At 45.4% G+C, this 24,965-nt stretch carries 19 protein-coding genes; all 19 read right to left on the reverse strand.

Annotated features, from left to right (window positions below):
* Positions 1 to 4: 4 nt before the first annotated feature.
* Complete coding sequence (locus AC1DPZ_RS01135; RefSeq protein ID WP_477400652.1) at positions 5 to 1,504, reverse strand: DUF5689 domain-containing protein; 1,500 nt, start codon at positions 1,502 to 1,504, stop codon at positions 5 to 7.
* 30 nt (positions 1,505 to 1,534) lie between these two features.
* Complete coding sequence (locus AC1DPZ_RS01140) at positions 1,535 to 3,022, reverse strand: SusD/RagB family nutrient-binding outer membrane lipoprotein (RefSeq protein WP_477400653.1); 1,488 nt, start codon at positions 3,020 to 3,022, stop codon at positions 1,535 to 1,537.
* A gap of 11 nt (positions 3,023 to 3,033) precedes the next feature.
* Positions 3,034 to 6,486, reverse strand: coding sequence for a SusC/RagA family TonB-linked outer membrane protein (locus AC1DPZ_RS01145; RefSeq protein ID WP_477400655.1), 3,453 nt, complete (start codon positions 6,484 to 6,486; stop codon positions 3,034 to 3,036).
* Positions 6,487 to 6,592: 106 nt separating this feature from the next.
* Positions 6,593 to 7,615, reverse strand: a complete 1,023-nt coding sequence (locus AC1DPZ_RS01150) for a FecR family protein (protein WP_477400656.1) — start codon at positions 7,613 to 7,615, stop codon at positions 6,593 to 6,595.
* A 78-nt stretch (positions 7,616 to 7,693) separates the two neighbouring features.
* Complete coding sequence (locus tag AC1DPZ_RS01155) at positions 7,694 to 8,263, reverse strand: RNA polymerase sigma factor (RefSeq protein WP_477400658.1); 570 nt, start codon at positions 8,261 to 8,263, stop codon at positions 7,694 to 7,696.
* Positions 8,264 to 8,469: 206 nt separating this feature from the next.
* Entirely contained in the window at positions 8,470 to 10,053 is a 1,584-nt protein-coding gene (locus AC1DPZ_RS01160) for an arylsulfatase (protein ID WP_477400660.1), read from the reverse strand.
* Positions 10,054 to 10,062: 9 nt separating this feature from the next.
* Entirely contained in the window at positions 10,063 to 10,794 is a 732-nt protein-coding gene (locus AC1DPZ_RS01165; RefSeq protein ID WP_477400662.1) for a thioredoxin domain-containing protein, read from the reverse strand.
* 4 nt (positions 10,795 to 10,798) lie between these two features.
* Positions 10,799 to 12,670, reverse strand: coding sequence for an arylsulfatase (locus AC1DPZ_RS01170; protein ID WP_477400663.1), 1,872 nt, complete (start codon positions 12,668 to 12,670; stop codon positions 10,799 to 10,801).
* A 20-nt stretch (positions 12,671 to 12,690) separates the two neighbouring features.
* Positions 12,691 to 14,574, reverse strand: coding sequence for an arylsulfatase (locus AC1DPZ_RS01175; protein ID WP_477400664.1), 1,884 nt, complete (start codon positions 14,572 to 14,574; stop codon positions 12,691 to 12,693).
* Between the two features lie 12 nt (positions 14,575 to 14,586).
* Positions 14,587 to 15,006: a rhodanese-like domain-containing protein gene (locus AC1DPZ_RS01180; protein ID WP_477400665.1), complete on the reverse strand. Its 420-nt coding sequence runs from the start codon at positions 15,004 to 15,006 to the stop codon at positions 14,587 to 14,589.
* Positions 15,007 to 15,090: 84 nt separating this feature from the next.
* Entirely contained in the window at positions 15,091 to 16,647 is a 1,557-nt protein-coding gene (locus AC1DPZ_RS01185; RefSeq protein WP_477400667.1) for a RagB/SusD family nutrient uptake outer membrane protein, read from the reverse strand.
* A gap of 25 nt (positions 16,648 to 16,672) precedes the next feature.
* Complete coding sequence (locus tag AC1DPZ_RS01190; protein ID WP_477400668.1) at positions 16,673 to 19,762, reverse strand: SusC/RagA family TonB-linked outer membrane protein; 3,090 nt, start codon at positions 19,760 to 19,762, stop codon at positions 16,673 to 16,675.
* Positions 19,759 to 19,935: a hypothetical protein gene (locus tag AC1DPZ_RS01195; RefSeq protein WP_477400670.1), complete on the reverse strand. Its 177-nt coding sequence runs from the start codon at positions 19,933 to 19,935 to the stop codon at positions 19,759 to 19,761. The genes AC1DPZ_RS01190 and AC1DPZ_RS01195 overlap by 4 nt, the downstream gene beginning before the upstream one ends.
* A gap of 354 nt (positions 19,936 to 20,289) precedes the next feature.
* On the reverse strand, positions 20,290 to 21,255 hold the full coding sequence (locus AC1DPZ_RS01200) for a sterol desaturase family protein (RefSeq protein ID WP_477400672.1): 966 nt from the start codon (positions 21,253 to 21,255) through the stop codon (positions 20,290 to 20,292).
* Positions 21,248 to 21,448 carry a hypothetical protein gene (locus AC1DPZ_RS01205; protein WP_477400673.1) on the reverse strand — a complete coding sequence of 67 codons (201 nt, stop codon included), beginning with the start codon at positions 21,446 to 21,448 and terminating at the stop codon, positions 21,248 to 21,250. The genes AC1DPZ_RS01200 and AC1DPZ_RS01205 overlap by 8 nt, the downstream gene beginning before the upstream one ends.
* Positions 21,445 to 21,618 (reverse strand): hypothetical protein, encoded by a 174-nt coding sequence (locus AC1DPZ_RS01210; protein ID WP_477400674.1) that lies wholly within the window; start codon positions 21,616 to 21,618, stop codon positions 21,445 to 21,447. Before AC1DPZ_RS01210 ends, AC1DPZ_RS01205 begins: the two co-directional genes overlap by 4 nt.
* A 663-nt stretch (positions 21,619 to 22,281) precedes the next feature.
* On the reverse strand, positions 22,282 to 23,280 hold the full coding sequence (locus AC1DPZ_RS01215) for a hypothetical protein (protein WP_477400675.1): 999 nt from the start codon (positions 23,278 to 23,280) through the stop codon (positions 22,282 to 22,284).
* A 49-nt stretch (positions 23,281 to 23,329) separates the two neighbouring features.
* On the reverse strand, positions 23,330 to 23,527 hold the full coding sequence (locus AC1DPZ_RS01220; RefSeq protein WP_477400676.1) for a hypothetical protein: 198 nt from the start codon (positions 23,525 to 23,527) through the stop codon (positions 23,330 to 23,332).
* Between the two features lie 278 nt (positions 23,528 to 23,805).
* Positions 23,806 to 24,561, reverse strand: a complete 756-nt coding sequence (locus tag AC1DPZ_RS01225) for an SDR family oxidoreductase (protein WP_477400677.1) — start codon at positions 24,559 to 24,561, stop codon at positions 23,806 to 23,808.
* Positions 24,562 to 24,965: the final 404 nt, after the last annotated feature.

Genomic DNA, 24,965 nt, shown 5'->3' on the forward strand with positions numbered 1-24,965 from the left:
GATTTTAGTTTTGCAGGATTGTAAAACCGGTACCCGCTTCAATAGTGCTTAAAGATGATGTGAGCGTTAAGGGGATGCTTGCTACTGTACGCCCGGTTGTCCAGCGGCCGGTAATTGCATCATAAACACCGCCAAGCCTGGCGAAATTGCCATCGGTTGGCAGCGTCAGTTTCGAGGTATTGGTACCGCCACCGTAAAATCCCTGAGCTTCGTGGCTTACCGGGTTTATGGTGCTATAGTAGTCGGTATTGGTGATACGGTAACCAATCTCGGGCGGCCCAACAGCGTAAACTGCTCCGTTGCCGCCATACATGATCACGTCAACGGGCACGGTTGTGGCATCTACCGTTATCCCCTGGAATATGGCTATACCTGCTACGTTACCGCTATTGGCCAATAAGTTTGAGGTAGCGCTGCCGAAGTCGGCGCCCGGGTCGGTTGAATATTGAGTACTGCTGATCCATTTGGCGGCGCTGATATCTGTACTGCCTGCACCCCAGATGTTTTTATTGCCCCCTACATAAAAAAACTGCCCTTTGCTTACCTTGCCCGCTGTAAGGTTAAATTTATAGCTCCGCGCCTGGCCGTTTGCCCAACCGTTAACCGGTGCTGGATTAGTACCGGCGTTATTACAGGTAACCACAGCAAAATTGGTCACCGAAAAATCGATTTCCCTGGTGGCCATTAGTTGGATATACTCATAATTGGCATCGCTGCCGCCTGGGTTGGTAAGGTACCCGGTTATAATTACAGGCGATGGCCTGGTAGCAGCAAGAGTGAATATGTCGTCTTTGGTTCGGGGCCATAACTGCACGGTAGTATCTGCCGCGGTAGACGAAATAAAGGGGATACCCGTGAAATTTGCACTGAAAGGCAGTTCCCGCCCGGCGTATATTGCTGCAGCCTGGGTATGCAGGGTCATCTTACCAAATCCGTCATTAATAATTTTGTCACCTGATAGGGTCTCGCCCTGTTGAGGTTCGGGCTGGGTAATAGCCTTGCTAACGGTCACCAGCGTATGCTCGTAAATATCCGGAGATGCCAGTATTTTGCCCGATGGCACAGCCTGCAACCATATGACATGATTAGCCGATACTTTACTTACCGACGATTCCTGCAGCCCGGTAACGCGCATGCTGCCGTTCACTTTGGTTAAGGTAGCACCTGCAAGCTGCACCACTACCGAATCGCCGGGGACATAGTTGGCCGCAGCGGCGCCAATGGCCAGCGAAATACCCCGGATGGCGTTCCGCCTGTTGTTTTCAATCACTAAAATACCCGCGGGAACGTTGCCCGATGCTGCATCGGAAATAACCACGCCCGTAACTTCTTTTGCACCGCTTAGTTTTTCGGCAGTTAATGCCACATCTGTACCTTTGTACAGCCCCTTCAAATCCACAATAGCAATTATCGGGCTAAGAGTGCCTTCTGCATAATTGTTTTTCTTACAGGCAGTAAAGCCAACTGCTGCGGTTATGAGCAGGAATAAATATATCTTTTTCATTTTATGGAGATCTGGATTATCATTTAATTATTATGGTTTCTGCCACCAAACCTGTGTGCTGATCTCGTCGGCACCCTGGCCGGCAACCGCCGCTTTGTAATTATCAGGGTTGGCCGATTGCACGTAAACAGGGTAGGTTAAACGTGCAGGCATAATACCGTTGTTAACCAGCCCGTTACCTTTAGGCAATACGGGATGGCTTGTGCGGCGGTACTCAAACCATTGCTCGAAATCGGTATAAAACATCGAATAATATTTTTGCAGATGGATCATCTCCATTTTATTATCCAGCGTCGCGGCATCGTCCCAGGTCATATCCGCGCCGGTTAAATAAGTATCTATAGGTGTGTTAAAAGTTGGCACCCAGTAGGTAATGCCCGACAGCACGCCGTTGTTGTAATAGGTTTTCGCATTGCCAGAGATCCAGCCTTTGGCTGATGCTTCTGCCAGGATAAACTGCAGTTCGGAATAGTTCATGATGTTGCCCATCAAAGGCTCGCTCATTAGCGTTGTTGCCGATGTGGTAGACAGGAAGTATGACCGGTTAGGTACACCCTGCCCCGGCGCATACCCGCTGGGAATGCCTACATAACTGCCCTGGTAGGTAGCTATCGACCAGCGGTTAGTGAGCAGCCTCGGATCGGCCCACCGGTTCAGGTTATTGATAAAAAAGTCGGCAATGCCTAAAGCACGCCAGTCCTGCTCACGTACCCCTCCTATAAATGGCGAGGTTAGGGCCCCTACGCCCGTCCAGCGCAATACGGCTGCATCATCATTACTTGCCATAATGGGATACGCCGAGGGGTTTGTATCTATTATCTCTTTGATCTTGGCAATACAAGCGGCAGAAACATCCGTCTTGCCCGAAATCCTTAATAACAACCTCAGGTACAGGCTGTTGCCAAATTGCCGCCATTTTAAGGCATTGCCTTTATAAACCGGGTCGCTGCCCCCTAAAATATTCGCTGCCCCGTTCAGCAAGGTATCGGCCGCTTCCAGCTTTTTAAAAATATCAAGGTAAATATCTTTCTGCTTATCAAACTTTGGAGTAAAATTACCCTCCTTACCCTTGTTGGAATCAAAATAGGGCACGTCACCATACGTATCTGTCAGCAGGGAATATAGCCATGACTGGCAGATGAGCGAGATACCCATATAGGTTTTGTTATAGGTAAGCGGCTGGCTGGCTACGGTATAAATGTCCTTAAAATTGGTTAACTGGGTATACCAGCCGTTCCAGGTATAATCGGCCCAGGTGCGTTTAACATCGTATCTGAAAACCTTACCTTCGCCATCTCCGGGGTCTACAGTAACCTGCATCAGCTCGTTGTTGAAGTTGCGGCTGCGCAGCATATTGATGCTTACCGTATTAACCAGTGCTGGCGCCAGTAATTGCTGTGGCAGAGCGTTCGGTGTTCCATTCGGGTCAGTATTCAGGTCAACAAATCCTTTTTTACAGGCTGATAGTATAACGGTGCATAACAGCAGCATTGATATCATCTTTAAACTCTTTTTCATTTCATCAATTATTAAATACCAATAACTATGTTAAAACCAAATGTGCGGGTAGATGGAAACTGCGCGACCTCGAAACCCTGCACAATATCACTTCCACTCAGCGTACCAAATTCAGGGTCGAAAATTGGCCATTTAGACCAGATGTAGAGGTCGCGGCCATAAACACCTACCGTGGCGCGCTGCAGGCCCAGTCGTTTGGTGGTTCGTGAGCCCAGCGTAAAATCAAGCCTGGCCTCGCGGAATTTGATAAAGTTGGTGGAGAATGTGTTACCCTCGGCATTATCAATACCATAATGAGAGCGGTAATAGCCGTCAACATCAGAGGCGATTACATCATTGGGGCGATAGGTGCCGTCGGCATTCTGGATAACCCCGTTACCGATGATGCCATTGTACCTGCCCGGAAGCGTGTTGGTTGTTTTACCCTGCTCGGCCAATTTGTAGTTGGACAGCGAGTAAGAAACACCGCCAACCTGCGCATCAAATAACAGGTGTAAACCAACCTGTTTGTACTTAAAATCGTGCCCAAGGCTGGTTTTCCATTTCGGCATGGTGTTGCCAAGGTAAACCAGGTTATTAGATAATTTTGCAAAGCCTGTTGCCGGGTCATAAACAATCTGTCCGTCAGGCGATCGTAAATATCCCCTGCCATACATATCGCCCATGCTGCCGCCAACCCTGGCAACAATCTGCGCGCCGCCGGTTGGCCCGTTACGAAGTACCACCGCGCTATCTGCCAGTTCCTGTATGGTGTTTTTATTGGCCGTAAAGGTTGCATTAACAGTCCAGCTGAACCCACCTGGTTTACGTACCGGTGCCCCGTTTAACGATAGCTCCAAACCTTTGTTGTTTACCCTGCCAACGTTGATAACCGCCTGGCTGTATCCCGAAGACTGGTCTATCGTCCGGTTAAGGATTTGGTTTTTGGTACTGCCGGTATAAACAGCAAGGTCGAATCCTAAACGGCTTTTGAAAAAGCGCATTTCGGCGCCAAGTTCCAGCGTAGTTGTCCGCAATGGTTTCAAATCGGGATTAGAAAGGGTACGCGGATTTTGTAAGCCGCCGGCATAAGTGCTGCCTGCCGTAACATAATTAAAGGTAGTTTGATACGGAGTTGTTGTACCGCTGCCCACACCCGCAAGCGATGCCCTCAGCTTGGCATAATCAATACCCTGTGGCAGTTTAAATGCCTCCGAGGCTATAAAGCTTAAACTTGCTGAAGGATAAAAAAAGCCAACCTGGTCGGTCCGGTTTGCGGTGGCCAGTGTACTCACCCAATCCTGCCGCGCGGTAAGGTCAAGGTACAAATAGTCTTTAAAGCTGGTAGATATCAAGCCGTAAAAACTGTTGATTGCATATTTTGATTTAAACGGTGCTGTAACCAATGCACCCGCGTTGTTTGACATCGAATAAACACCGGGATATACCAGGGAATCTGCACGAACCTCGTCCCTGTTGTAATTATTGCGGAGCATGCTACCACCACCGGTTGCCGTAATAGTAAGATCTCTGCTTATCTTTTTGTTATACTTCAACAGGAAATCGCCGCCAGCTTCTTCCGAGTAAATATTTTGGGTACGGTATGATCCTTTAGGGTATTTGGTACCGGCATCATAGGGGCGCTCCTGTGCGCGTTGTTCATAACCCATATCCAGGGTCGCTCTCACCTGCAGGCTCAGTTCTTTCGTAATGCTGTATTCTGCCTGGATGTTCCCGGTAACCGAATTCCTGTTTGATTTATTGATAAATTCGTACGATATAGCATAAGGGTTTTCGGGGAACGAGCTGAACGGGTAATATATAGCTTTACCTTCCTGCCCGTTTTTCCAGTAGTTTTTCAGCCAGTTCAAATCTGCGCTGGGCTGCCAAAAAATATACCAGTACATTAATGACTGGTTACCATAGCCCGCGCCCGGTAAATTATCGCTGTTTTTATTGTTATAATTTACTTTAGAGCTGATGGTTAGTTTATCATTTATCTTTGAATTAACAGATAACGCTATACTGTTGCGGGTGTAGCCTGTATTGGGGGTGATCCAGTGATTGGTTACGTTGGTTGCCGAAAAACGGGCACTTGTTTTATCGGTGCCACCATCAACGCTGATGGAATTGGTAAAGGTTTGGCCTACATCAAAAAAATTGCGACTTTGATTTTTGTAAGGAACCCAGGGCGTTCTTACCGTTGATTGCTTTTGGGTTACGGGATCAAGCTGGTAAAACTCCTGCCCATCAAACTTAGGGCCGTACGCCGAACTGGTTGCACTGGTACTGGCGCCATCCGGCCCGGCACCGAAAGAATAATACCGCGACCCGGCAGTACCCTGGCCATATTCATACTGCATATCCGGCCAGCGGTTCACACTTTCAATGGATGCATTGGAGTTAAAGGTGATACCCAGGCCATTCCGTTTTGTGCCCGATTTTGTAGTGATGATAATAGCACCATTTGCACCACGCTGGCCGTACAATGCCGCTGCACCCGGCCCTTTCAGTACGGTTACGTTCTCAATATCTTCCGGGTTAAGGTCATTCACATTACTGCCGTAATCTGCCGGCATGTTGTCGCTGCTGGTGCCGTAAGCAGATTCGCCCGAATTGGATGTCCGCCTCCCGCTGCCCTGGTTAATAACCACACCGTCAACTACAATCAGCGCTTCATTATCCCCGGTAAGGTTATTTTCTCCCCGTAAAATAATTTTGTTTGATCCTGCGGGCCCGCTGTTTGAACGGATGAGGTTTAAACCCGCTACCTTGCCCGATAATGCATCCGTCCAGTTGCCGGATAGTGCGCTCGTAAGCTGTTCGCCTTTTACAACGGTTGCCGCATATCCCAAAGCCTTTTCGTCGCGCTTAATACCCAGCGCCGTTACAACAACTTCATTGAGGCTGTTGGATGCGGGTTTAAGTGAAATATTTAAATTAGTAACGCCATTGGCGTTAACCAAAACATTAGCTGCTTTTTGAGTTTGATAAGAAAGAAAACTTACCTCAACAGTATACGTACCTTCGGCAACGTTTAGTGTAAAGGAACCATCGCTACGTGAAGCTGCGCTGATACCTGCAACCGGAATTTTGACCGAAGCACCGGGAAGCGGCTCGCCTTTTTCGTCAAATATTTTACCTGTTATTTTGCCCTTATCCTTTGTTTTTGCAATAATCAGGATGCTCCTGTCTCCGGCCTGTTTAAAGGTACATGCAGTACCTTTTAACAGCAAAGTAATGGTTTCTTCCAATGAACGTTCGGCCTTGCTGATTTTTACAATGCGCTTGTCGTCCAATAAGTTGTTATTATAGCTGATAGAAATATCGCTTAGCTTTTCTACCTGTTGAAAAGCATCCTTAAGTGTGATGCCATCTGTACCGAAGGAGATCTTTTTATTAATTACTGTTTGTGCCTTGACGCCGACAAAGCCAAAAGGCATATGCAACAGGAACAGCATGGTTAATAACCATAACTTTTTCATATATTTACTTAATTTATACTTGTTTAATCGTGAGTTTAAATTCTATTTTTTAGCCTGGGATTGTTACCAGCAATTCCGGGCTTACCTTACCATTATAGCGTAAATACTATTTCATAATCTTTCCTCCTTTTTGATTGTTGTTTGAAATAAATACGCGCGCTCCTTTTTGGGTATAGGCCAGCCCCGATAGCGCACAAAGGTTTTCCATGGCCTGTTTTAATGAAACATTTTTGAACTTTGCAGTCAGCCTTACCTTACCAAGATCGGGTTCGGTAAACTCTATCTGCACCCCGTAATAATGCTCCATAGATGCGGCTATCTCTTTCAGGCTTGTATCGTAAAAAATAAAATCATTGTTGATCCAGGAGTTTACTGCGCGGGCATCGGCTGTATTAAATGTATACAGCCCGCTTACTGTGTTGATGCTAATCTGTTCATTCGGGAGCAGATATTTTACCATTTGCGGTTTTCCGTGCACATCGGCCATTACGCCTACTTTGCCGGTTTTTACCGTAACTGCCACCTTATTTTCGGCAGCATAAGCCTTTACATTAAATGAGGTACCTAAAACTACGGTAGTGATCTGCCGGCTTTTTACCGTAAACGGTTTTGCCAGGTGTACCACATCAAAAAAAGCTTCACCATCCAGGTAAACAGCCCGTGTTTTACCTGTAAAGTTTTTGGCATACTTCAATTTGCTTCCCCCACCAAGGTATACGGTTGAACTATCGGGCAGCAAAAACTTAGTGTGTTTGCCATCGGCGTTGCTGATCACTTCGTATTCGGCAGTTAAAGCCGGCTTACGGTTCAGGTTCCTATAAATTAGCCAGCCCGATGTACAAACCAGGAAGCAAGCTGCTGCATAGGCAAGCCACCTGCGCTTTTGAACAGGTGCAGGCTTTAGGCTTTCCTGCTGACTGATGTGGGCATTAATCTTTGCCCACATTTTTTCAGGATGCTCTGTTTGTTTAAAGTATGATTTGGATACTTCAAGGATCTGTATGGTTTCGCTGAATTGCGTCAGGTTATCGGGGCTTGCTTCAATCCATTCCTGTAATTGCGTCAAACCATCATCGCTGATAGTTTTTTCAAAATAATCAATTATTAGCTGGTAACTTTTATCTTCCATTATCTGTCTCTGATATCAAAGACAGATTTATTGCCCGGCGTACGTAGCCAGGTTGGTTAACATTACATTAAGAAATTATTAACTCCCGGAAGCGGAATTGTGGTAGCCTTTTAAAAGCAGGCGAAGTTTTTTGATAGATTGATACAAGGTGGTTTCTACCGTACGCACCRAAATCCCAAGGATGCGGGAAATTTCCTGTTTATCCAGGTTATCAATACGGCTCATCAGCAATACCTGCCGCTGGCTGGCTGGCAGGGTATCTATTACTGTCAGTATCCCGTTATAGGATTCACGGCCCGAAAGGATCTTAAATGGCGTATCCCTGTCATGGATAATATCCTGACCCATCTCTAAATCTTCCATAAAATCAACCGGGGCTTTCTTTTTTTGAATATGGTTGAGTGACAGGTTTTTTGCCGATGCAAAAAGGTAGCTTTTTACATTCAGAATTAAAGCATCATAGCGGTTATCCCAGAGCTTCATAAAAAGGTTGGCGATAATTTCTTCGGCTACCGTATAATCCCTGGTGTATACAGTACAAAACTGACACAGGGATTTGTAATGACGGGAAAAAAGAGCTTCAAGGGYCAAATGGTCATTTTGTTTCAAAAGACTCATTAACGCTTCATCGGTAAGTGCAGGGTACATGCCAAATTCAGTGTTTTGGCCAAAGGTAAAAATGTGATGTTAGCGTAATGTTAAATAAACCATTGAAACAGATATGTTGCAAGCATTCAACGAAAATCAAAAATGAGCAATCTCTGTTACAGATGTTTTGCGCTAATTTATACATACCATGGAACGCTTGTTTATTATTTGCTTATAGGCAACAAGCACGCGGATAAACACAAAGCTCAAAGATTTTTTATCGTATCCCAATCAACCACCCCTACACTTTTCGCCCAGGCCGAATATTCGTTTTGAAGATTTTTGACCTTAGCCGGGTACTTGACGGCCAGGTTTTTTATTTCAGACCGATCAGCATTAAGATCATATAACTCCCATAGGCGGCCAGGTTCGGCCACCAGCTTCCATTTGCCTTTTCTGATAGCCCTGCTACCTTCGTGTTCCCAAAATAGTGTTTTATTACCTTTGTAAATTTTGTTTCTGAAAGCGTTAACCAGGCTGATGCCTGCCAAGGGTGTAAGCCGCCTGTTTTTAAACTGAGTTGGATATTTTACCCCTGCAAGATCAAGACAGGTGGGCATCAGATCTATCAGGTGACCAGGACTGCTATTGACGCTACCTGCTTTGATGTGCCTCGGATACCAGGCTATCAGTGGTGTTGCTATACCACCTTCATGCGTATTGCGCTTAAACAATTTAAACGGCGTATTACTTAGGTTGGCCCATGGGATCTCGTAACTGTCTATAGAATTTACCGAGCCTGGTAAACCCGTTTTTTGGATAACCGTAGCTAAACTTTTTACTTCATCGGCACTGCCGCCATTATCTGAGGCGAAAAGGATAATTGTGTTTTTATCCTTTCCCAGCTGTTTAAGCCTGGCTATGATCTCGCCGATACAGGCATCCATTCGGTAAACCATCGCCGCGTAGATGGCCATGCGGGTGTCCCATTTATCTTTTTCTTCGGGAGACAGGGAATCCCAGGCTGGTGCTCGCTCATCACGGGCAGATAATTGCCATTGTTTTTTGATGATACCGGCGGCCAGCTGTTTTTCATAGCGTTGTTTTCGCAAAACATCCCAACCTTTAAGGTATTGGCCTTTGTATTTTGCAATATCCTGGGGCAAAGCCTGGATGGGCCAGTGCGGTGCATTATAAGCTACATACAGAAAGAAAGGGTTTTGCTGCTCTTTGATCTCATCTAAAGATTTGACAGCAAAATCTGTAATGGCCTGCGTAAGGTATTTTGAAGTATCATTCCGGGTTACTTCTTTATCATTAAGCATAAAAGTAATCTTGCTGCCATCATTATACAGCGGTGCCGAATTAAAGTAGCTGCTGCCGTTGTTCAACATCGTAAACGACTTGTCGAACCCGCGGTTATATGCCAGTGCAGATTGCTGCAAACCTACATGCCATTTCCCCGAAACAATGGTATTATAACCCGCTTCATCTTTTAGCAACTCGGCAATGGTAGCGCTATTTTCATTTAAAAATCCCTGGTATGCGGGTGAACCTTTATATTTTACCATATCGCCAACACCGGCCTGGTGCGGGTACAAACCGGTTAACAATGCCGCACGCGATGGGCAGCATCTGCCGGCATTATAAAACTGGGTCATTTTAAGGCCTTCGCGGGCCAGCCTGTCGATATTGGGGGTGCTGATTTCGGAGCCAAAACAGCCGATATCAGAAAAGCCCATATCGTCGGCCAAAATAATAACGATATTGGGCTTTTGTTTAGGGGCCTGCCCAAATGCAGGCCCCATATAAAACATAATGATAAGTAAGTAACAGATTCGTTTTAGCATAGCTGTGCTTTATTTACCGCTGGCAGTCAGTCCGGTTTTAACTTGTTCGGTAGCGGCCTTAATTTGAGTGGTTGATGAAAAGCCCTGCTTTTTCCAAACTTCCTTGCCGTTTTTATATAGTACCAATGTTGGCAGCACGTTTACCTTTAGCTCTTTGGCAAGGGCGGTATTGTCATAAACTTCAATGCTGATCACCCTGGGTGCAAAGGCGGCATTAGCCTTCAAAGAGTCGAGCACGGGCACCAGCTTTTTACAGGCACCGCAATACCTCGATCCAAAATCAACCAAAACCAATGGCGATGATGCCGCGAGTTCGGTAAACTGTGCTTTGGAAAGCGATACACCTTTTTTTGTAGTCGAAATAATAGGATATCCCGAACCAATCCAATTGGCCAAACCGCCGGGGAGTTCTTCCACATCTTTAAAACCTTTGGCCCGCAACTCGCGCGAAAGCACAGCGCTGCGGCCGTTGGCTATCGAATAAACAAATGTTGGTTTATCCTTATCCAGGCCATCAAGTTTTTGCTGATAATCAGCGGCTTTGGCATCAACATTTATAGCATCTTTAATATGGTTTTGCACAAACTCCTCGGCAGAGCGGGCATCAAGTACCAGCGGATCTTTGGCCTGTTTTAATTTGGCTGCAAAAGCTTCAATTGATAACAGCGCAGGCGATTGTGCTTTTACTTCGCCGGTGAAAATTACCAGCAGGGCCAGCAATATAGTTTTTAAGTTTTTCATAAGCTTAATTATTGTTTTCGAGGTGATGAATTCTTTTGTTGTTAATATCGTCCCTATCGATAAATGGGTAGATGTGGTTCTTCTTAGCTTCGGCATCAAATAAGTCTTTCAATTCCTTCAGCTTTTCGGGGTATTTTTTGGCCAGGTCAACGCGTTCATTAAAATCCTCGTTCAGGTTATAAAGCTTCCAAACATCCTTGTCGTAATTACGTCCAGGAATTACCTTGCCCTGCGGAAAGTTTAGCAAATCCACGTTATCCGGGCGGTGTGCCGCCTCGGCTTTCCAACCATCTTTATAGATAGATCGTGAGGTAAAAATGTAATAGTATTGTTGGGTATGCAGTGATTTTGCCTGGGCGTTATTAAACGAGCTGAACAACGATTTGCCCTGCAGTGTATCCTGTTTAATGCCTTTGATATAACCAGGTAGTTTTAAGCCCGCAGCCTCAATGGTTGTGGGGAAGATATCCGAAACGTGGCCGTATTGTGTACGGATGCCTCCTTTTTCGGTAATCCCTTTTGGATAATAAACAATCAGCGGGTTGTGGGTACCTCCCTCGGCATCGGCATCCGATTTCCAATACTTAAATGGCGTATTAGCTGCCTGTGCCCAGCCTAAAGGATAATTGGTTGAGGCTTCGGGTGTACCGATGGTTTCGTAATCGCTTTCGTTCTTTTTAATATAATCAGCCTCGGGGGTAGTAAGGGCGGAGTTTTTTGGATTGATGACACCGTGAACAGTTCCCTCCTTGCTTGCACCGTTATCGCCTATCATCACAAAAACCAATGTATTATCAAACTGGCCCGAAGCTTTCAGATAGCTGATCACCCGGCCAACCTGGTTGTCGATATAGGTAAGGTATCCCGCATAAACCTCCATAAAACGGGCGTATAATTTTTGCTGATCAGCCGGCAGCTTGTTCCACGCCTGGATACGCTCGTTACGCTCGGGCAATTTGGCATACGCGGGGATATAGCCGGCCTTCTTTTGGTTGTCAAAAACCCTTTGGCGGTATACATCCCAGCCCTCATCAAACTTACCTTTATACAAATCGCTCCACTCCTTGCTTACCTGGTGCGGGGCGTGGGTGGCGCCGGGGGCATAATACAAAAAGAAAGGCTGATCGGGCGCTGCCTTGTGCGCAGCATCGATATAGGCTATGGCTTTGTCGGTGATCTGCTCATTCAGATTACGGCCATCCGGTTTGATATGGAAGTTATCCTCCACCAAATGTGGCGGGTTATACTGGTCGGTTGCCGATTCCAGGAAACCAAAATGATGGTCGAAACCCTTGCCGGTGGGCCAGCGGTCAAACGGCCCAACGGCGGTTGTATCTTCATCGGGTGTTACGCCCCACTTACCCACGGCAAAAGTGCTGTATCCGTTTGCACGTAATACTTCGGCAATAGTACCCTTATCAGGCGGAATGCGGCCATCATAACCCGGAAAACCGGCGGCGGTTGAAGCATGGGCAAAATTACCCATATGTACATAATGATGGTTGCGCCCGGTAAGTAACGACGACCGTGTTGGCGCGCAAATACCCGCGGTATGGAAGTTGGTATACCGCAAGCCATTGTTGGCAAGCGTATCAAAATTTGGTGTACTTATTAACCCTCCAAAAGTTCCCGATGCGCCAAAGCCTACATCGTCCAACAAAATCCAAACCACGTTTGGCGCGCCCTTAGGGGCTTTTAGTGGTTTTGCCCACCATTCTTTTGATTCGGCAAGGGTTTTGCCCTCAACTCCTTTATAAGTAGCCGGGTCAGATGGCGGAATATTTGCGGCCCCTACTTTTGAGGTTTGCGCTATTGCCGGCATCCCGCCCAGCGCAAAAGCTATAACAGCTAATGATATTCTATAAGCGTTTTTCATGATGAAAAGGATTTACGGGGTTATTTTTTATAGTTTTGGTGGATGCGCTGGTGATAAACATCGTACCAGTCGATAAATGGATACAGGTTGTTCCTTTTGGCCTGCTCTTCAAAAACCGCTTTGAGCTCCTTCAGCTTTTCGGGATATTTTTTAGCAAGATCAACACGCTCGTTAAAATCCTGGTTCAGGTTGTACAGTTCCCATGTATCCTCATCAAAGCTCCTATCCGGCACATTCTGCCCTACTTTAAAATCACCAAGTTCCACATTATCCGGGTGGTGTGCCGCCTCTGCTTTCCAGCCATCGCTGTAAACCGACCTTGAGCCAAAAATGTAATAATGCTGTAAAACGTGGCGGGCGGGCGCTTCGGGATGATCGAATGAGTAAACCAGCGAAGTGCCTTGTAAGGTATCCTGCTTAATACCCCTGATATACCCGGGCAGTTTGATCCCGGTAAACTCAAGCGTGGTAGGCAGCACATCAATTACATGGCCGTATTGGGTACGAATAGTCCCTTTATCTTTAATGCCTTTTGGATAATACACAATAAGCGGATTGCGTGTGCCTCCTTCTGAGTTTGCATCCTGCTTCCAGTATTTAAATGGTGTATTAGCTGCCTGCGCCCAGCCCAGGGGGTAGTTGGTACTTGCCTGTGGTGTACCTATATCTGTAATATCCTCAATATTGGATTTCAGGTAAGTATCTTCTGCAACCAGTTTGGCCGAGTTCTTTTTAGGGTTGATAACACCGTGAACCGTACCTTCCTTGCTGGCCCCGTTATCGCCAATGATTACAAATACCAACGTATTATCCAGCTGACCGCTTTGTTTTAAATGGTTAATGAGCCTGCCAACCTCATGATCGGTATAGGTAAGGTAACCTGCGTATACTTCCATAAAGCGGGCATACAATTTTTTCTCGGCATCGGGTAATGATTTCCAGGCCGGAATGCGCGGGTTGCGCTCGGGTAGTTTGGCATAAGTGGGGATAATGCCCAATTGCTTTTGCCTCGTGATCACTTTCTCCCTGAAATCATCCCAGCCACTGTCAAACTGGCCCTTATACAGGTCACTCCACTCGGCCGCTACCTGGTGGGGCGAATGGGTGGCACCCGGTGAGTAATACAAAAAGAACGGTTTATCGGGCGCTGCTTTATGCTGGCGGGTTAAATAGAATATGGCCTTATCAGTTATTTGGTCGGTAAGGTGGCGGCCGTCTGGTGTTACATGGGCGTTATCCTCCACCAAATCGGGCTTGTACTGGTCGGTGGCCGATCCTAAAAATCCGAAGAAATGATCAAAACCTTTACCTGTGGGCCAGCGGTCAAACGGACCTGCATCGGTAGCATCCTCATCGGGCGTAAGTCCATATTTGCCCACTGCAAAAGTGTTATAGCCATTCTCCCTTAATATTTCGGCAATTGTTCCTTTGTCAGACGGGATGCGCCCGTCGTAACCCGGAAAACCGGCAGACAGGGTAACATGCGAAAACCCGCCTTCATGAACATAATGGTGGTTGCGGCCGGTAAGCAAAGCCGAGCGTGTAGGCGCGCAAATACCAGCCGTGTGAAAGTTTGTATAGCGCAGGCCGTTATTGGCCAGCGTATCAAAATTAGGGGTCTTGATGATGCCGCCAAAAGTGCTTGATGCGCCGAAGCCAACGTCATCTAAAATAATCCACAATACGTTTGGCGCGCCGGTGGGTGCTTTACGAGGCTCGGGCCACCACTCCTTTGAATCATCAAGCGTTTTGCCCACCACGCCGCCATAAGGTTGATTATTTTGGGCCTTTGCACTTTGCAACCCAATTAAACCGATGACCATTGTAAGAGGCCATATTTTTTTTAAATAACCGGTTTCGGAATTTCCCGGTAGTTTTTGAATGAATTTATTTAATATCCTCATGATATGTTTATGTTATGGTTTAAATTGAAACTGTTGAGCAGGGAAACCAACCTTTGTTAAGCTATCAATGCCGCCAATATTATAGCCCAAACTATACCCCAGTGTTGCCAGGGAATCTGCAGCTTTACCGCTCCGGTTACCAGAATGGCAATACAGGTATATGGGCTTTGTTCTATCTAATTTTTTGATCTGATCGGCAAAATCAGCAGATTTGATATTGATATTGGCCGCATACTTTAAATGCGCTTGGTTATATTCATCCGGGCTGCGTACGTCTACCAGGTAGGCTTTGCCCTGCTGTACTTCGGCAAGCAGTTTTTTACTTACTTCGGGTGTTACTATAATTTTAGCGGATCTTTTTTGTACATAAGTTTGAGCCTGTATGCCTGTAACCGCCAGGAGCAGCAGGATAATGATGTTTAGTTTTTTCATGACATTAGTTTAATCTTGATATTATTCGGCGTAGCTGGAGCGGAATTTTACTCCCCATTTGCCGTTCTCTTTGGTATTGTGCTTTTATTGCCAGCCAGGGTTTTGGGTGAGTTTACCGTTACTATTGTCTATTTCCTGCTGAGGTATCGGGAACAGGTAAAATTTACCCGCCGCGCCTTTGGTTACGTTGGTTTTGCCAACTTTAAGCAAGCTTGCCTCAAGAATGCCCTTGCCTGATGCATCCCGCTCGCGGATCAGGTCGAACCAGCGTTGGTATTCAAATACAAACTCTAACCTCCGTTCTAAATAAACCGCATCACGGAAAGCAGCCTGGTCAAGTTCCGATAGGTCGTCAAGACCGGCACGTTTCCTTACCCGGTTTATAGATGCGTAAGCTTTAGCCGTTGGCCCGTTCAGTTCATTCTCCGCTTCGGCATGGATCAGCAGCACATCCGAAAAACGGATAATATGCACATTAGCACCCGATTCGGCTTCATTAGCCACAACGCCCGGGTCAAAGTATTTATTAAAGAAAGGGATCGAGTCGTTAGCGATAGTGGCATCATTCAGCTTGCCATAATACAGGTTGGTTGTGGGGCTTTGGAAACGGGTTACAAAGCTTACCCGTTTGCGCTTATCATTAGCAGAGTACAGTTTATAGATGCTGAAAAACTTATCCACACCACCCGGTTTGGTAGCATCAGGTACCGTGTAAAACACCACCTGATCGGCATAACTGCCTACCATGCCGGGTATGCCGTTTAGCACCGAGCGAGGTGCCTGGTTATTGCCCTGCCCCTGCGAGTTTGATTTAAACTGGGCCGAGAAAATATGTTCTTTACCATTTTCGGTTGCAGGCAAAAACACATCGGCATAATTGGTAAATAMGTCGTACCCGTATGGGCCATTAATCACAGCTTCGGCCTGGGTTACGGCTTTGTCCCATTTACGCTCGGTAAGATAAACTTTGGCCAGCAATGAATAAGCAGCCCCCGCAGTAGCCCTGCCAACATCAGCACCGGTATAGTTATTTGGCAAATCGACAGCAGCCGCGGTCAGGTCGGTCTCTATCTGGTTATAAACTGTAGCAGCGGCTGTTCTGGGAACCTGCAGGTCAGATAGGTTAATGGATGTTTGATCATGAAGCACCAAAGGGACATCACCGTATAAACGCACTAAATTAAAATAGTACAATGCCCTTAAAAACTTCGCTTCGGCAACAAGCCTTTTGTTTAGCGTTGCATCAAATTTGATATTGGGTATGGTATCAATGGCAATATTAGCCTTTTTGATAGCCGCGTAGTGCTGCTGCCAGATCTGCAAAATACGCAAGCCCGATGCCGAATGCCCAAGCACGGCTTGTGAACGCACATCGGCGTTTGTAGCGCCGGGACCTGGGCCTTCATCATCGCCCATAAAATTCATACCGGTATTAAAAAGAGTATTATATGGCGTTTGCACACCATTTGCACCGGCGTTCAACAACGAATAAGCAGCTGTAACCGCAGCCACGGCATCAGCCTGGGTTTTATAAAACTGGCTTGCCGGTATAAATGACCGGGGATCTTCATTGAGCTTAGCGCATGAAACAGCACCAAGCGCTATCAGTAAGATCAGGTATTTAATATTTTTAGTTTTCATGTTTTAAAAAATCAAAAGTTAACCGCTACAGGGTAATCCCTATACCTACAATAAACGACTTGTTGTTTGGATATGCCCCGTTATCAACACCCGAGGTAATGGCCGACTGCTCATTACTGCTCACCTCCGGATCGTAGCCGGTATACTTAGTCCAGGTAGCCAGGTTCTGCGCGTTTGCGTAGATCCTGATTTTCTTGATTGGCGATTTGGAAAATACCGATTGCGGGAAAGTATATCCTAAACTGAGGCTTTTGAGACGCAGGTACGAGCCATTCTCCACAAACCTGTCGGATATGGTTGCCGCCGGATCCTGGAAAGCGCTGTGTACATCGGTATTGGTGTTAGTTGGTGTCCAGCGGTTAAGCAAAGTGGTGGTAGCATTGGTGTAACCTGTACCTAATTCCAATACATTACGTTGCTGGTTATAGATCTTATTACCGTATGAACCCTGCAGGAATATGCTCAGGTCGATGCCTTTATAGGAAAAAGTATTGGTAATACCACCTGTAAATTTAGGTTGTGCGTTACCAAGAATCACCCTATCGGCCACCTGTGTTATTTTGCCATCTCCGTTGATATCCTGGTAGTTTTGGGCACCGGGCGATGTGTTGGCTGCCGGGGTAAGTACCGGGCCGCCCGCCTGGATTAAACCATTGGTTTTGTAACCGATAAATGAACCTATAGGCTCGCCAACTTTAATGATAGAAGGCAGCGACGAATCTGGAATGAACCGGTTAACGCCATTGCCGCCAAGGCTTAATACTTTGTTCCGGTTAACGGCGAATACGAGGTTGGTACTCCATACAAAATCACCTGTTAGGTTATGGGAGTTTATACCAATCTCGAACCCTTTATTTTGCACCGAGCCTACGTTTTCGTACTGTTGTGGATTGGTGATTGAAGTATTGGTAATAACGGTTAAGCCACTTGTTGCAGGCAGCGGCAGGTAAAGCAACAGGTTAGTGGTTTTTTTGTAGTATACATCCGCCGTTATGTTAATCCGGTCTCTAAATAAACCCAGGTCGAAACCAAGATCATATTGAGCGGTTTTTTCCCAGGTAAGATTAGGGTTATACAGGCTGTTAGGCGCAAAGCCGGCAACAGTGGTATTGCCGAAGTTATAGCGATAATAACCCAGTTGTGAATATGATTGATATGCCGGGATATCGCTGTTACCGGTTTGCCCGGCGCTCAGGCGCAGCTTTAGCTGGCTAATTGCTGTGGCGTTTTTAAGAAAATTTTCGCTCGAAGCATTCCATGCTACGGCAGCCGAAGGGAACGACGCCCATTGATGGCCTGGTGCAAATTTCGATGAACCATCGGCACGCAAAGTTAGCGTTAGCAGGTATTTGCTGTTAAATCCATAGTTCACGCGGCCGAGATATGATTTCAAGGCCCAGGTGTTTGACGATGTAGATGGGGCTATGGCAAAGCCGCTTCCAGATATCGAGGGAATACTACCCGAACCAAGGTTATTGTAAGTATCATAATCGCTAACAAAACCCGATGCTCCGTTGATAGAGCCTTCTGCCTTGAATTGCTGCTGGGTAAAACCAGCCAGTACATTCAAGGAGTGCCTGCCAAATTTTTTATTGTAGGTAAGCGTGTTTTCATTAAGCCAGTTAAATGAGTTAAGCGTTCCTGTTTCGCCAAGACCTGAATAACCCGAGCCCTCATATACCGAAGCAGGCAGGTACCGGTTTTGTTTATTATCGATGATATCGATACCCGCTAATACCCTTGCGGTAAGGTTTTCGGTGATCTTATAATCGCCGGAGATATTGCCCAAAACACGACTTGTTGTAGTATTGTTGATCTGGTTATACAGCGTGTTGATGGGGTTACCGTAAGTACCTTCAAATATATTTTTGATAAAGAAAGATCCGTCAGCATTATAAATAGGCGTTGTGGGCGTCATCAGTAAAATGGCTGGTACTACTCCGGCTGGAGCTATCTGGGCTCTGGTGCGGCTGCCTGTAATAAATGACGAGATCTTGAACTTATCGTTATAATCATGCTCAACATTTACACGACCCGCATAACGCTCAAAGTTGGTATTTTGCAGGATCCCATCCTGTTTAAAATAATTGCCCGAAAAAGCCAACCGGGTTCTTTCGGTACCCGAAAATATGGAAAGGCTGTGGTTTTGTGAGCTCCCTTTGCGGAATGCCGCGTTCTGCCAGTCGGTATTGGCATTATAAGGGTTAAGTTGTGCCTCGGTCTGAGTGGTTTTTCCGCTGTTCGCCAGCGCATCGTTACGCAAGGCCTCCCACTGTGGCGTATTAAGCAGGGATAGGGTTTTGATCACTTCCTGTTTACCATAGCTGCCATCGTAATTAATGGATGATACACCGGCCTTACCTTTTTTTGTGGTGATGATGATAACACCATTTGCACCCCGTGTACCATAAATGGCCGTAGCCGAAGCATCCTTCAAAACCTCGATGCTTTCGATATCCGACGTATTGATAGATGCCAATGGATTGATTTTAGGACCATTAGTTACACCCGCATCGGTTAACGAATTGCTGTTTGACGTGGGGAAACCATCTATTACATACAAAGGTTCGGCAACGGCATTAATGGAGTTTACACCACGCACTTGCACGGTAACGCCCGCTCCGGGTTGCCCGGTGGCTTGTGTAACCTGTATGCCCGAAACTGAACCCYGCAAAGCTCTGTCGAGCGAGGGAACGGGTTGTTTTAAAGCCAATGCTGGTACAGAAGCAACCGAACCGGTAATGTCCTTACGTTTTTGCGAGCCATAACCTACTACCACCACCTGGTTTAACTGGGTTTGGGCATCTTTTAAGCGGATCTCTACCGGGCTGCCATCGGCAATAAACTCCTGTTTTTCGTATCCGGTAAAAGTAATAATGAGTTTATAAGGGAATTTTTGCCCGGTTACAAAGCTAAATTTGCCTTCAATATCGGTTGTTATCGCGTGGGTGGTGCCCTCGATACGTACCACTGCACCGGGCAGGGGTTCTTTGGTGGCACCGTCAATAACACGGCCAATTAGTCTTGAATTGATAATAGGTTGCGTTTGCTGTGCAAACGTTACCAGCGGGAACGCAATAAGTACTAAGAGCGTAATTAATAAAAGTTTTCTCATGTCGACAGGTTTTTAAAGGATGAAAAACCGGACGACTGCTCAATAACCGTATGAAACGGGATGTATAGTTGTTGTGGACGAAAAGCGCCCTCAATTATTTGCAGCGTAAAAGATGCTGCAGGCCGGGGAAAAGGCAAGGCATAGCCTTTCCCTGCTTTTGCAATATTTTGCATAGATTTGAATAGTTAAAATGACACAATTGAAACAGGCTCAACGCCAATCGATTCCTGTTTCGTTGTTTTAATGACCGGGGAAAAGCTTGCTTTTCCCCTATTTGCAGTAAGTAATTATTTTATTTTTTCATGTTCCTTTCTCATTATGCCTGTTAAGCAGGCAGATCAATTATTTATTTCGGGGTATTGTTTTAATTTACTCGCCTATCGAACACCGGGATTTCCATATCATTAATTAATACAGTAATTTAACTGCACCATTGTCCTTGAGGCCGGTGCTACCATCGATACCAACCCCGCATGGCTGGTATCGATGACATGACACCTGTATCTGCATAAATACTATCTTATTCGTTAAGCTTTTACAGGCTGCAACCGATAAGGTGCCTCAACCTGTTTGGCTTCGGTTTCAGCCACAGGATCGGGCCTGTACAACTGGTGTGGCTGCAAAGGAACATCCGCTTTAATCACAGGACCATCGGCAGCAAGCTCGCTTCCGGGCACTTTTGATTTAAATATAGGCCAGGCCAGCTGCGCATACCATTGATCGCCTTCATAATGTGATATGCCATAGGCTTTCGGGTACTTGCGCGAAATATGTGCCGTACCAAAAATGATATCCCACAAAAAGAACATATTGCCAAAATTGCCTTTGTAATAGCCTACCCCATCATCAGTAGTAGCTGCATGGTGTGCATGATGCGTTGCCGGGGTTGATATGGTGCGTTCAAGTACCCAGGCCAGCGGATGTAATATTTTGTATTGATAAAATGGCTTGTCCCATGGAATACTTGAATGGGCCAGCGTAGTAATGGTACCCTTTATCCCCTTAACAATAACCGCCGGGATACCCAAACCAAGATAAACCAACGCAGTTGTTAAATAGGTTTGCGAAAAGAAAATAGTGTAAATGATATTTTGCCTGCTGGCCATTGCCATACCCATGTATGATGCCGAATGGTGCGTACGATGGAAACGCCACAACCACGGCACTTCGTGATGTAAACGGTGGTACCAGTATTGGGTAAGATCGTCGGCTACTGCTATGATAATAAATCCCCAGAAAAACGGCACCCAGTTAAAGGTGTCTTTAAAACCTGGCAGTATGGCGGGCAGTACCTTAAGCCCGTAATAAGCAACCAAAGGTTTTACCACAAGTTTGGGAACCGTAAAGCAGGCAATATCCACCCACTTTTCGTTTTTGTTCCAACGTTTTTTATAAAGGCCAAATGAAAACTCGAGCACGCCGAGCACCAATACCAAAACGGAAAAACCATAACCGTTAAGGTTTTCTATTAGTTGTTTTATCTGTTCAATCATTGCTTTGTGGTTGTGTATTTACAGTTTTGTTCTTTATGGTATTCTGTTCTTTATGCACCTGTTTCTTTTCCCAGGGGCGTTCGCCGGTTATATAAAATGTGGCAAACATGAGCACAATGGGCAGCGTGTAAAGCAGCAGGCTCAACAAGGCGTTTTTAATTATCCGTGTTTTAGTAGCTTGTTCCAGTTTCATGATGGGTTGTTTTGAGGTTGAACAGTCAGTGCTATTTTGGTTTTGGAGTTTCGCTCCAGCAGTTTACGGGTAAGCCACAGGCCACCGAAAATGATAATGAAAGGTATCAATGTTACAATGATGCCAACCAATATCTTTTTTCCAAGCAGGGAAACGTCGTTAATGGTCATAATGAGCTGTATTAAGTGATGAATAGTATAGATACCGCATGACGATGCACATACCGGCAAAGGCACCTGTTAGTGAAAAAATAAATTCTAAAGATCAGCAGAACGACGCAATGAATAGCGGGTTCAGGAGGAAGGAATAAATCCTTATTGTGCTATATCAACAGCAACAACAAGACATACAACAGCAGGCAAAAGCAATAGCTGTCGACTGGTAATTAGCAAGGCCGTATTTAGGTAAAAGTTCGGGTTGCATGGTGGTTGCTTTTAAATGATTTAATTGTTGTGATTTAATTACAGGGGCAAATGTAAAAAAAGATTTTATAAATACTACTACTTCTATAGAAATTATAGAAATATTTGATATTTTCTTTGCCCCAAATCATAAAAACCTCTTAATCAAACCAAAATCTCCATTTTTTTGATCAAATATTAGCAAAAATTGAAAAATACTGGGCTGTTGAAGAAGCAACTGATTCAGTCTTAGGGTACCCGGTTAAACAAAAAAAGCAGTCGTTTGGACTGCTTTTAAAAATCTGGAAGCGGTTATGATACAAATCCCGAACCTGCCTATAACTGATTTATGGGGAAATTGTATGTTTTTAAACTACCAGATTCTCTTCCTGTTACGGCATTGTCAGGCAGTATAAATATGCTTTGCTGTTATTATTGATAAAGACTTATTGCATCATCCTTATTAAGATCAATAATCCACTTTTCAATGTAAGCAAGCAGGTCATCTTTATCAGGATTTGAATTGTTTTCTCCATGTGAGCCAAAAACAATTAATCCCAAAGCAATGCAATACCTGATGTCAAGCTGCAATATTAAACCTATAGTAAAGCCGGCAATGAAATTGTCTCTGGCATCCTTTGCAATCTCAATGTTATAATCTACTACCTTTCGCGTTAATACGAATTGTTGATCTTCGGAATATATCAGGGCGTCATTTACAGAATAAATTAACAACTGGTCCACCGTCATCGTTTTAAATATGGAAAAGTATTTCCTTTTTAAATCGCTTACTGCAAAAGCGTTCAACGTATAGTCTGGACGTTCTCCATTCAGAACCATCCATAATTTAACAGCCTCACTTTCGTCCAGGCAAAATGTCACCCGACCATGTTTTGAAAATTCACTTATAATGTCGAGAATCTCATCTACCTGGAAGAATAACTTTTTAGCAGGATCTCCAAGATAAAAAATAAAATCTAAATCGTTTTTCTGTAAAGGCCGAATAACATCTGAAAGCAAACCGTCCCATAAGTCCGAGGAGTTTGCCACATTTGTCCAATCGTCAAAAGCGATGGTGCGACAAGCCTGAAACAGTTCTGAAAGATCAGCAATTAGTTTTTCGCTTTTAATTTCAGCCCATCTGTTGCTTTTGTTACCGCCCTCTCCAACATCAAAGGCGCATCTTAAAAGTGCATCTTCAGCGTACGGAGAGCTTAAAGTTAGACTACGGACACCTAAATTGGTTAAAAATTCGGGCAGTTTGGCCTCTTTAATTCCAAATGCCTTTTTAAGGGTTCCCGGCGCGGGTGTGCTACTATCATATGTTCGGCTCAGGTAAATGTTTTGAGAATCATTAAAGTTCCTGATAGATTCCACCAGATCCGTTAATATGGGAAGCACGTTTTTGATTTCGATATTATAAACTTGCATGGCTCATTTTTTTATGCGTAATAATAGGGTTGAATATTTGCCGGGACCGTTAAAATAAGTTTATCGGGTTGCCGGCAGCAACGCGTTTTTCACTATAGATTAATGGCATATCTTTCATGCGGATAGCATCGTCTAAAAACTCACCGCCTTCATTCATATTGCGCGGAGGTTCGTTAATTGCTATGGCGTATTTATCTGATTGATCTTTCAGATTTTTACCGTGGGCATATAAAAAGAAGAGGTTCATGATATTTACATTGTTAATGAATAATTGGTTTTCTTTCAGTAACAGCTGGCCCGATCACCCGGACCAGCTGGAAGACAATTTGTTGTCAAAAAAATTCTGTGAAAGTTCGATCTGCTACCCGCTGACTTGCCGTGTTGTTGACCGGTTTTCGTAAGGATAAATACGCCGGCGTAGGGATATCCTGGTGCACGAACTGGTGGAAAGTGCATTCCCGTTACAACCGCCCCGGCAAGCTGCCACCCGTCATCTTCGTTTCAACAGATGGCAGATCGCTACCATCAGGCCTTTTGCAGCTGGTAGCTCCACCATTTTTCAAAGTTAATGGCTCCCAGCTCCGCCTGCCCGGCCGGCACCAATGCTGCGTGGCTAATTCCTCCGCCAAAGTACGATGGTTCGCCGTCAGATAACACCTCGCGCGGATCTTTTGTATACTGCAGATACCGGGCCACTATTTCATACAAGGCAAAGCGTTCGGGACCGGCTATTTCCGTTTCGCCATTAATGGGGGCTGCCAGGGCGTATTTAGCTACAAAGGAGGCTACATCTTCTGCAGCGATAGGTTGGAACAGCACATCGGAAAGATGTACTTCGTTTCCGTTAGTAGCCTGGTTGGCGATACCTGCCAGGAACTCTAGAAACTGGGTGCTCCGGATAATAGTATAAGGCACTCCCGATTGCTTGATAAGGTCTTCCTGAGCTTTTTTGGCCCGCATGTAACCAATGTTTTGCATAATGTCGACCCCTACAATGGAAAGCGCTACGTGATGTTTTACACCGGCATTGATTTCTGCAGCCAGTAAATTGCGGCCGGCAGTTTGAAAGAATTCCAGTACAGCTTTGTCTTCAAAAGACGGAGAATTTGCCAGGTCTACAACAACGTCGGTATCACTCATGGCCTCGGCCAGTCCCGCTCCTGTGATGGTGTTGATACCTGTGTCAGGAGAGGCGGCGATAACCTGGTGCCCCTGCTGGCGAAGTTTTGTTACTACTTTGGATCCGATGAGGCCAGTGCCTCCAATGACTACGATTTTCATAATGTTGTTTTTTAATGATTTGTTATCAAAAAGGCAAAGCCAATGCCAAACAACACAAATCATTAATAATCAACAATATAACCAATATCAGCCACTCTATTTTTCACTATATTCAGTGAAATCACTATCTATCTCACTATATAAAGGGAAGGAATTCGGGAATTCTAAGAGGCTGTTTAAATTTGATTTATTAATATTTTTATACCTCTAATGAAGCACATATCCACGCGTCATTGCGAGTATCCACCAGGATGATCCTGGAAAAAAAATGGGGATGACGTGTTTACTTATGCGAGTAATTGGCCCTGTCACCCTGAGCCTGTCGAAGGGTCGCGCGCAGAGGCCTTCACCCGCTATGCTTCGACAGGCTCAGCATGACAGCCCTTTTTTAACAATCACTGCAT

The organism is Mucilaginibacter sp. P4_G9 (assembly GCF_056400985.1).

Bases quoted from the DNA above. Each gene is read 5' to 3' on its own strand.
- AC1DPZ_RS01135 (WP_477400652.1), bottom strand. From the start codon at position 1,504: ATGAAAAAGATATATTTATTCCTGCTCATAACCGCAGCAGTTGGCTTT.
- AC1DPZ_RS01140 (WP_477400653.1), bottom strand. From the start codon at position 3,022: ATGAAAAAGAGTTTAAAGATGATATCAATGCTGCTGTTATGCACCGTT.
- AC1DPZ_RS01145 (WP_477400655.1), bottom strand. From the start codon at position 6,486: ATGAAAAAGTTATGGTTATTAACCATGCTGTTCCTGTTGCATATGCCT.
- AC1DPZ_RS01150 (WP_477400656.1), bottom strand. From the start codon at position 7,615: ATGGAAGATAAAAGTTACCAGCTAATAATTGATTATTTTGAAAAAACT.
- AC1DPZ_RS01160 (WP_477400660.1), bottom strand. From the start codon at position 10,053: ATGCTAAAACGAATCTGTTACTTACTTATCATTATGTTTTATATGGGG.
- AC1DPZ_RS01165 (WP_477400662.1), bottom strand. From the start codon at position 10,794: ATGAAAAACTTAAAAACTATATTGCTGGCCCTGCTGGTAATTTTCACC.
- AC1DPZ_RS01170 (WP_477400663.1), bottom strand. From the start codon at position 12,670: ATGAAAAACGCTTATAGAATATCATTAGCTGTTATAGCTTTTGCGCTG.
- AC1DPZ_RS01175 (WP_477400664.1), bottom strand. From the start codon at position 14,574: ATGAGGATATTAAATAAATTCATTCAAAAACTACCGGGAAATTCCGAA.
- AC1DPZ_RS01180 (WP_477400665.1), bottom strand. From the start codon at position 15,006: ATGAAAAAACTAAACATCATTATCCTGCTGCTCCTGGCGGTTACAGGC.
- AC1DPZ_RS01195 (WP_477400670.1), bottom strand. From the start codon at position 19,935: ATGCAAAATATTGCAAAAGCAGGGAAAGGCTATGCCTTGCCTTTTCCC.
- AC1DPZ_RS01200 (WP_477400672.1), bottom strand. From the start codon at position 21,255: ATGATTGAACAGATAAAACAACTAATAGAAAACCTTAACGGTTATGGT.
- AC1DPZ_RS01205 (WP_477400673.1), bottom strand. From the start codon at position 21,448: ATGAAACTGGAACAAGCTACTAAAACACGGATAATTAAAAACGCCTTG.
- AC1DPZ_RS01210 (WP_477400674.1), bottom strand. From the start codon at position 21,618: ATGACCATTAACGACGTTTCCCTGCTTGGAAAAAAGATATTGGTTGGC.
- AC1DPZ_RS01215 (WP_477400675.1), bottom strand. From the start codon at position 23,280: ATGCAAGTTTATAATATCGAAATCAAAAACGTGCTTCCCATATTAACG.
- AC1DPZ_RS01220 (WP_477400676.1), bottom strand. From the start codon at position 23,527: ATGAACCTCTTCTTTTTATATGCCCACGGTAAAAATCTGAAAGATCAA.
- AC1DPZ_RS01225 (WP_477400677.1), bottom strand. From the start codon at position 24,561: ATGAAAATCGTAGTCATTGGAGGCACTGGCCTCATCGGATCCAAAGTA.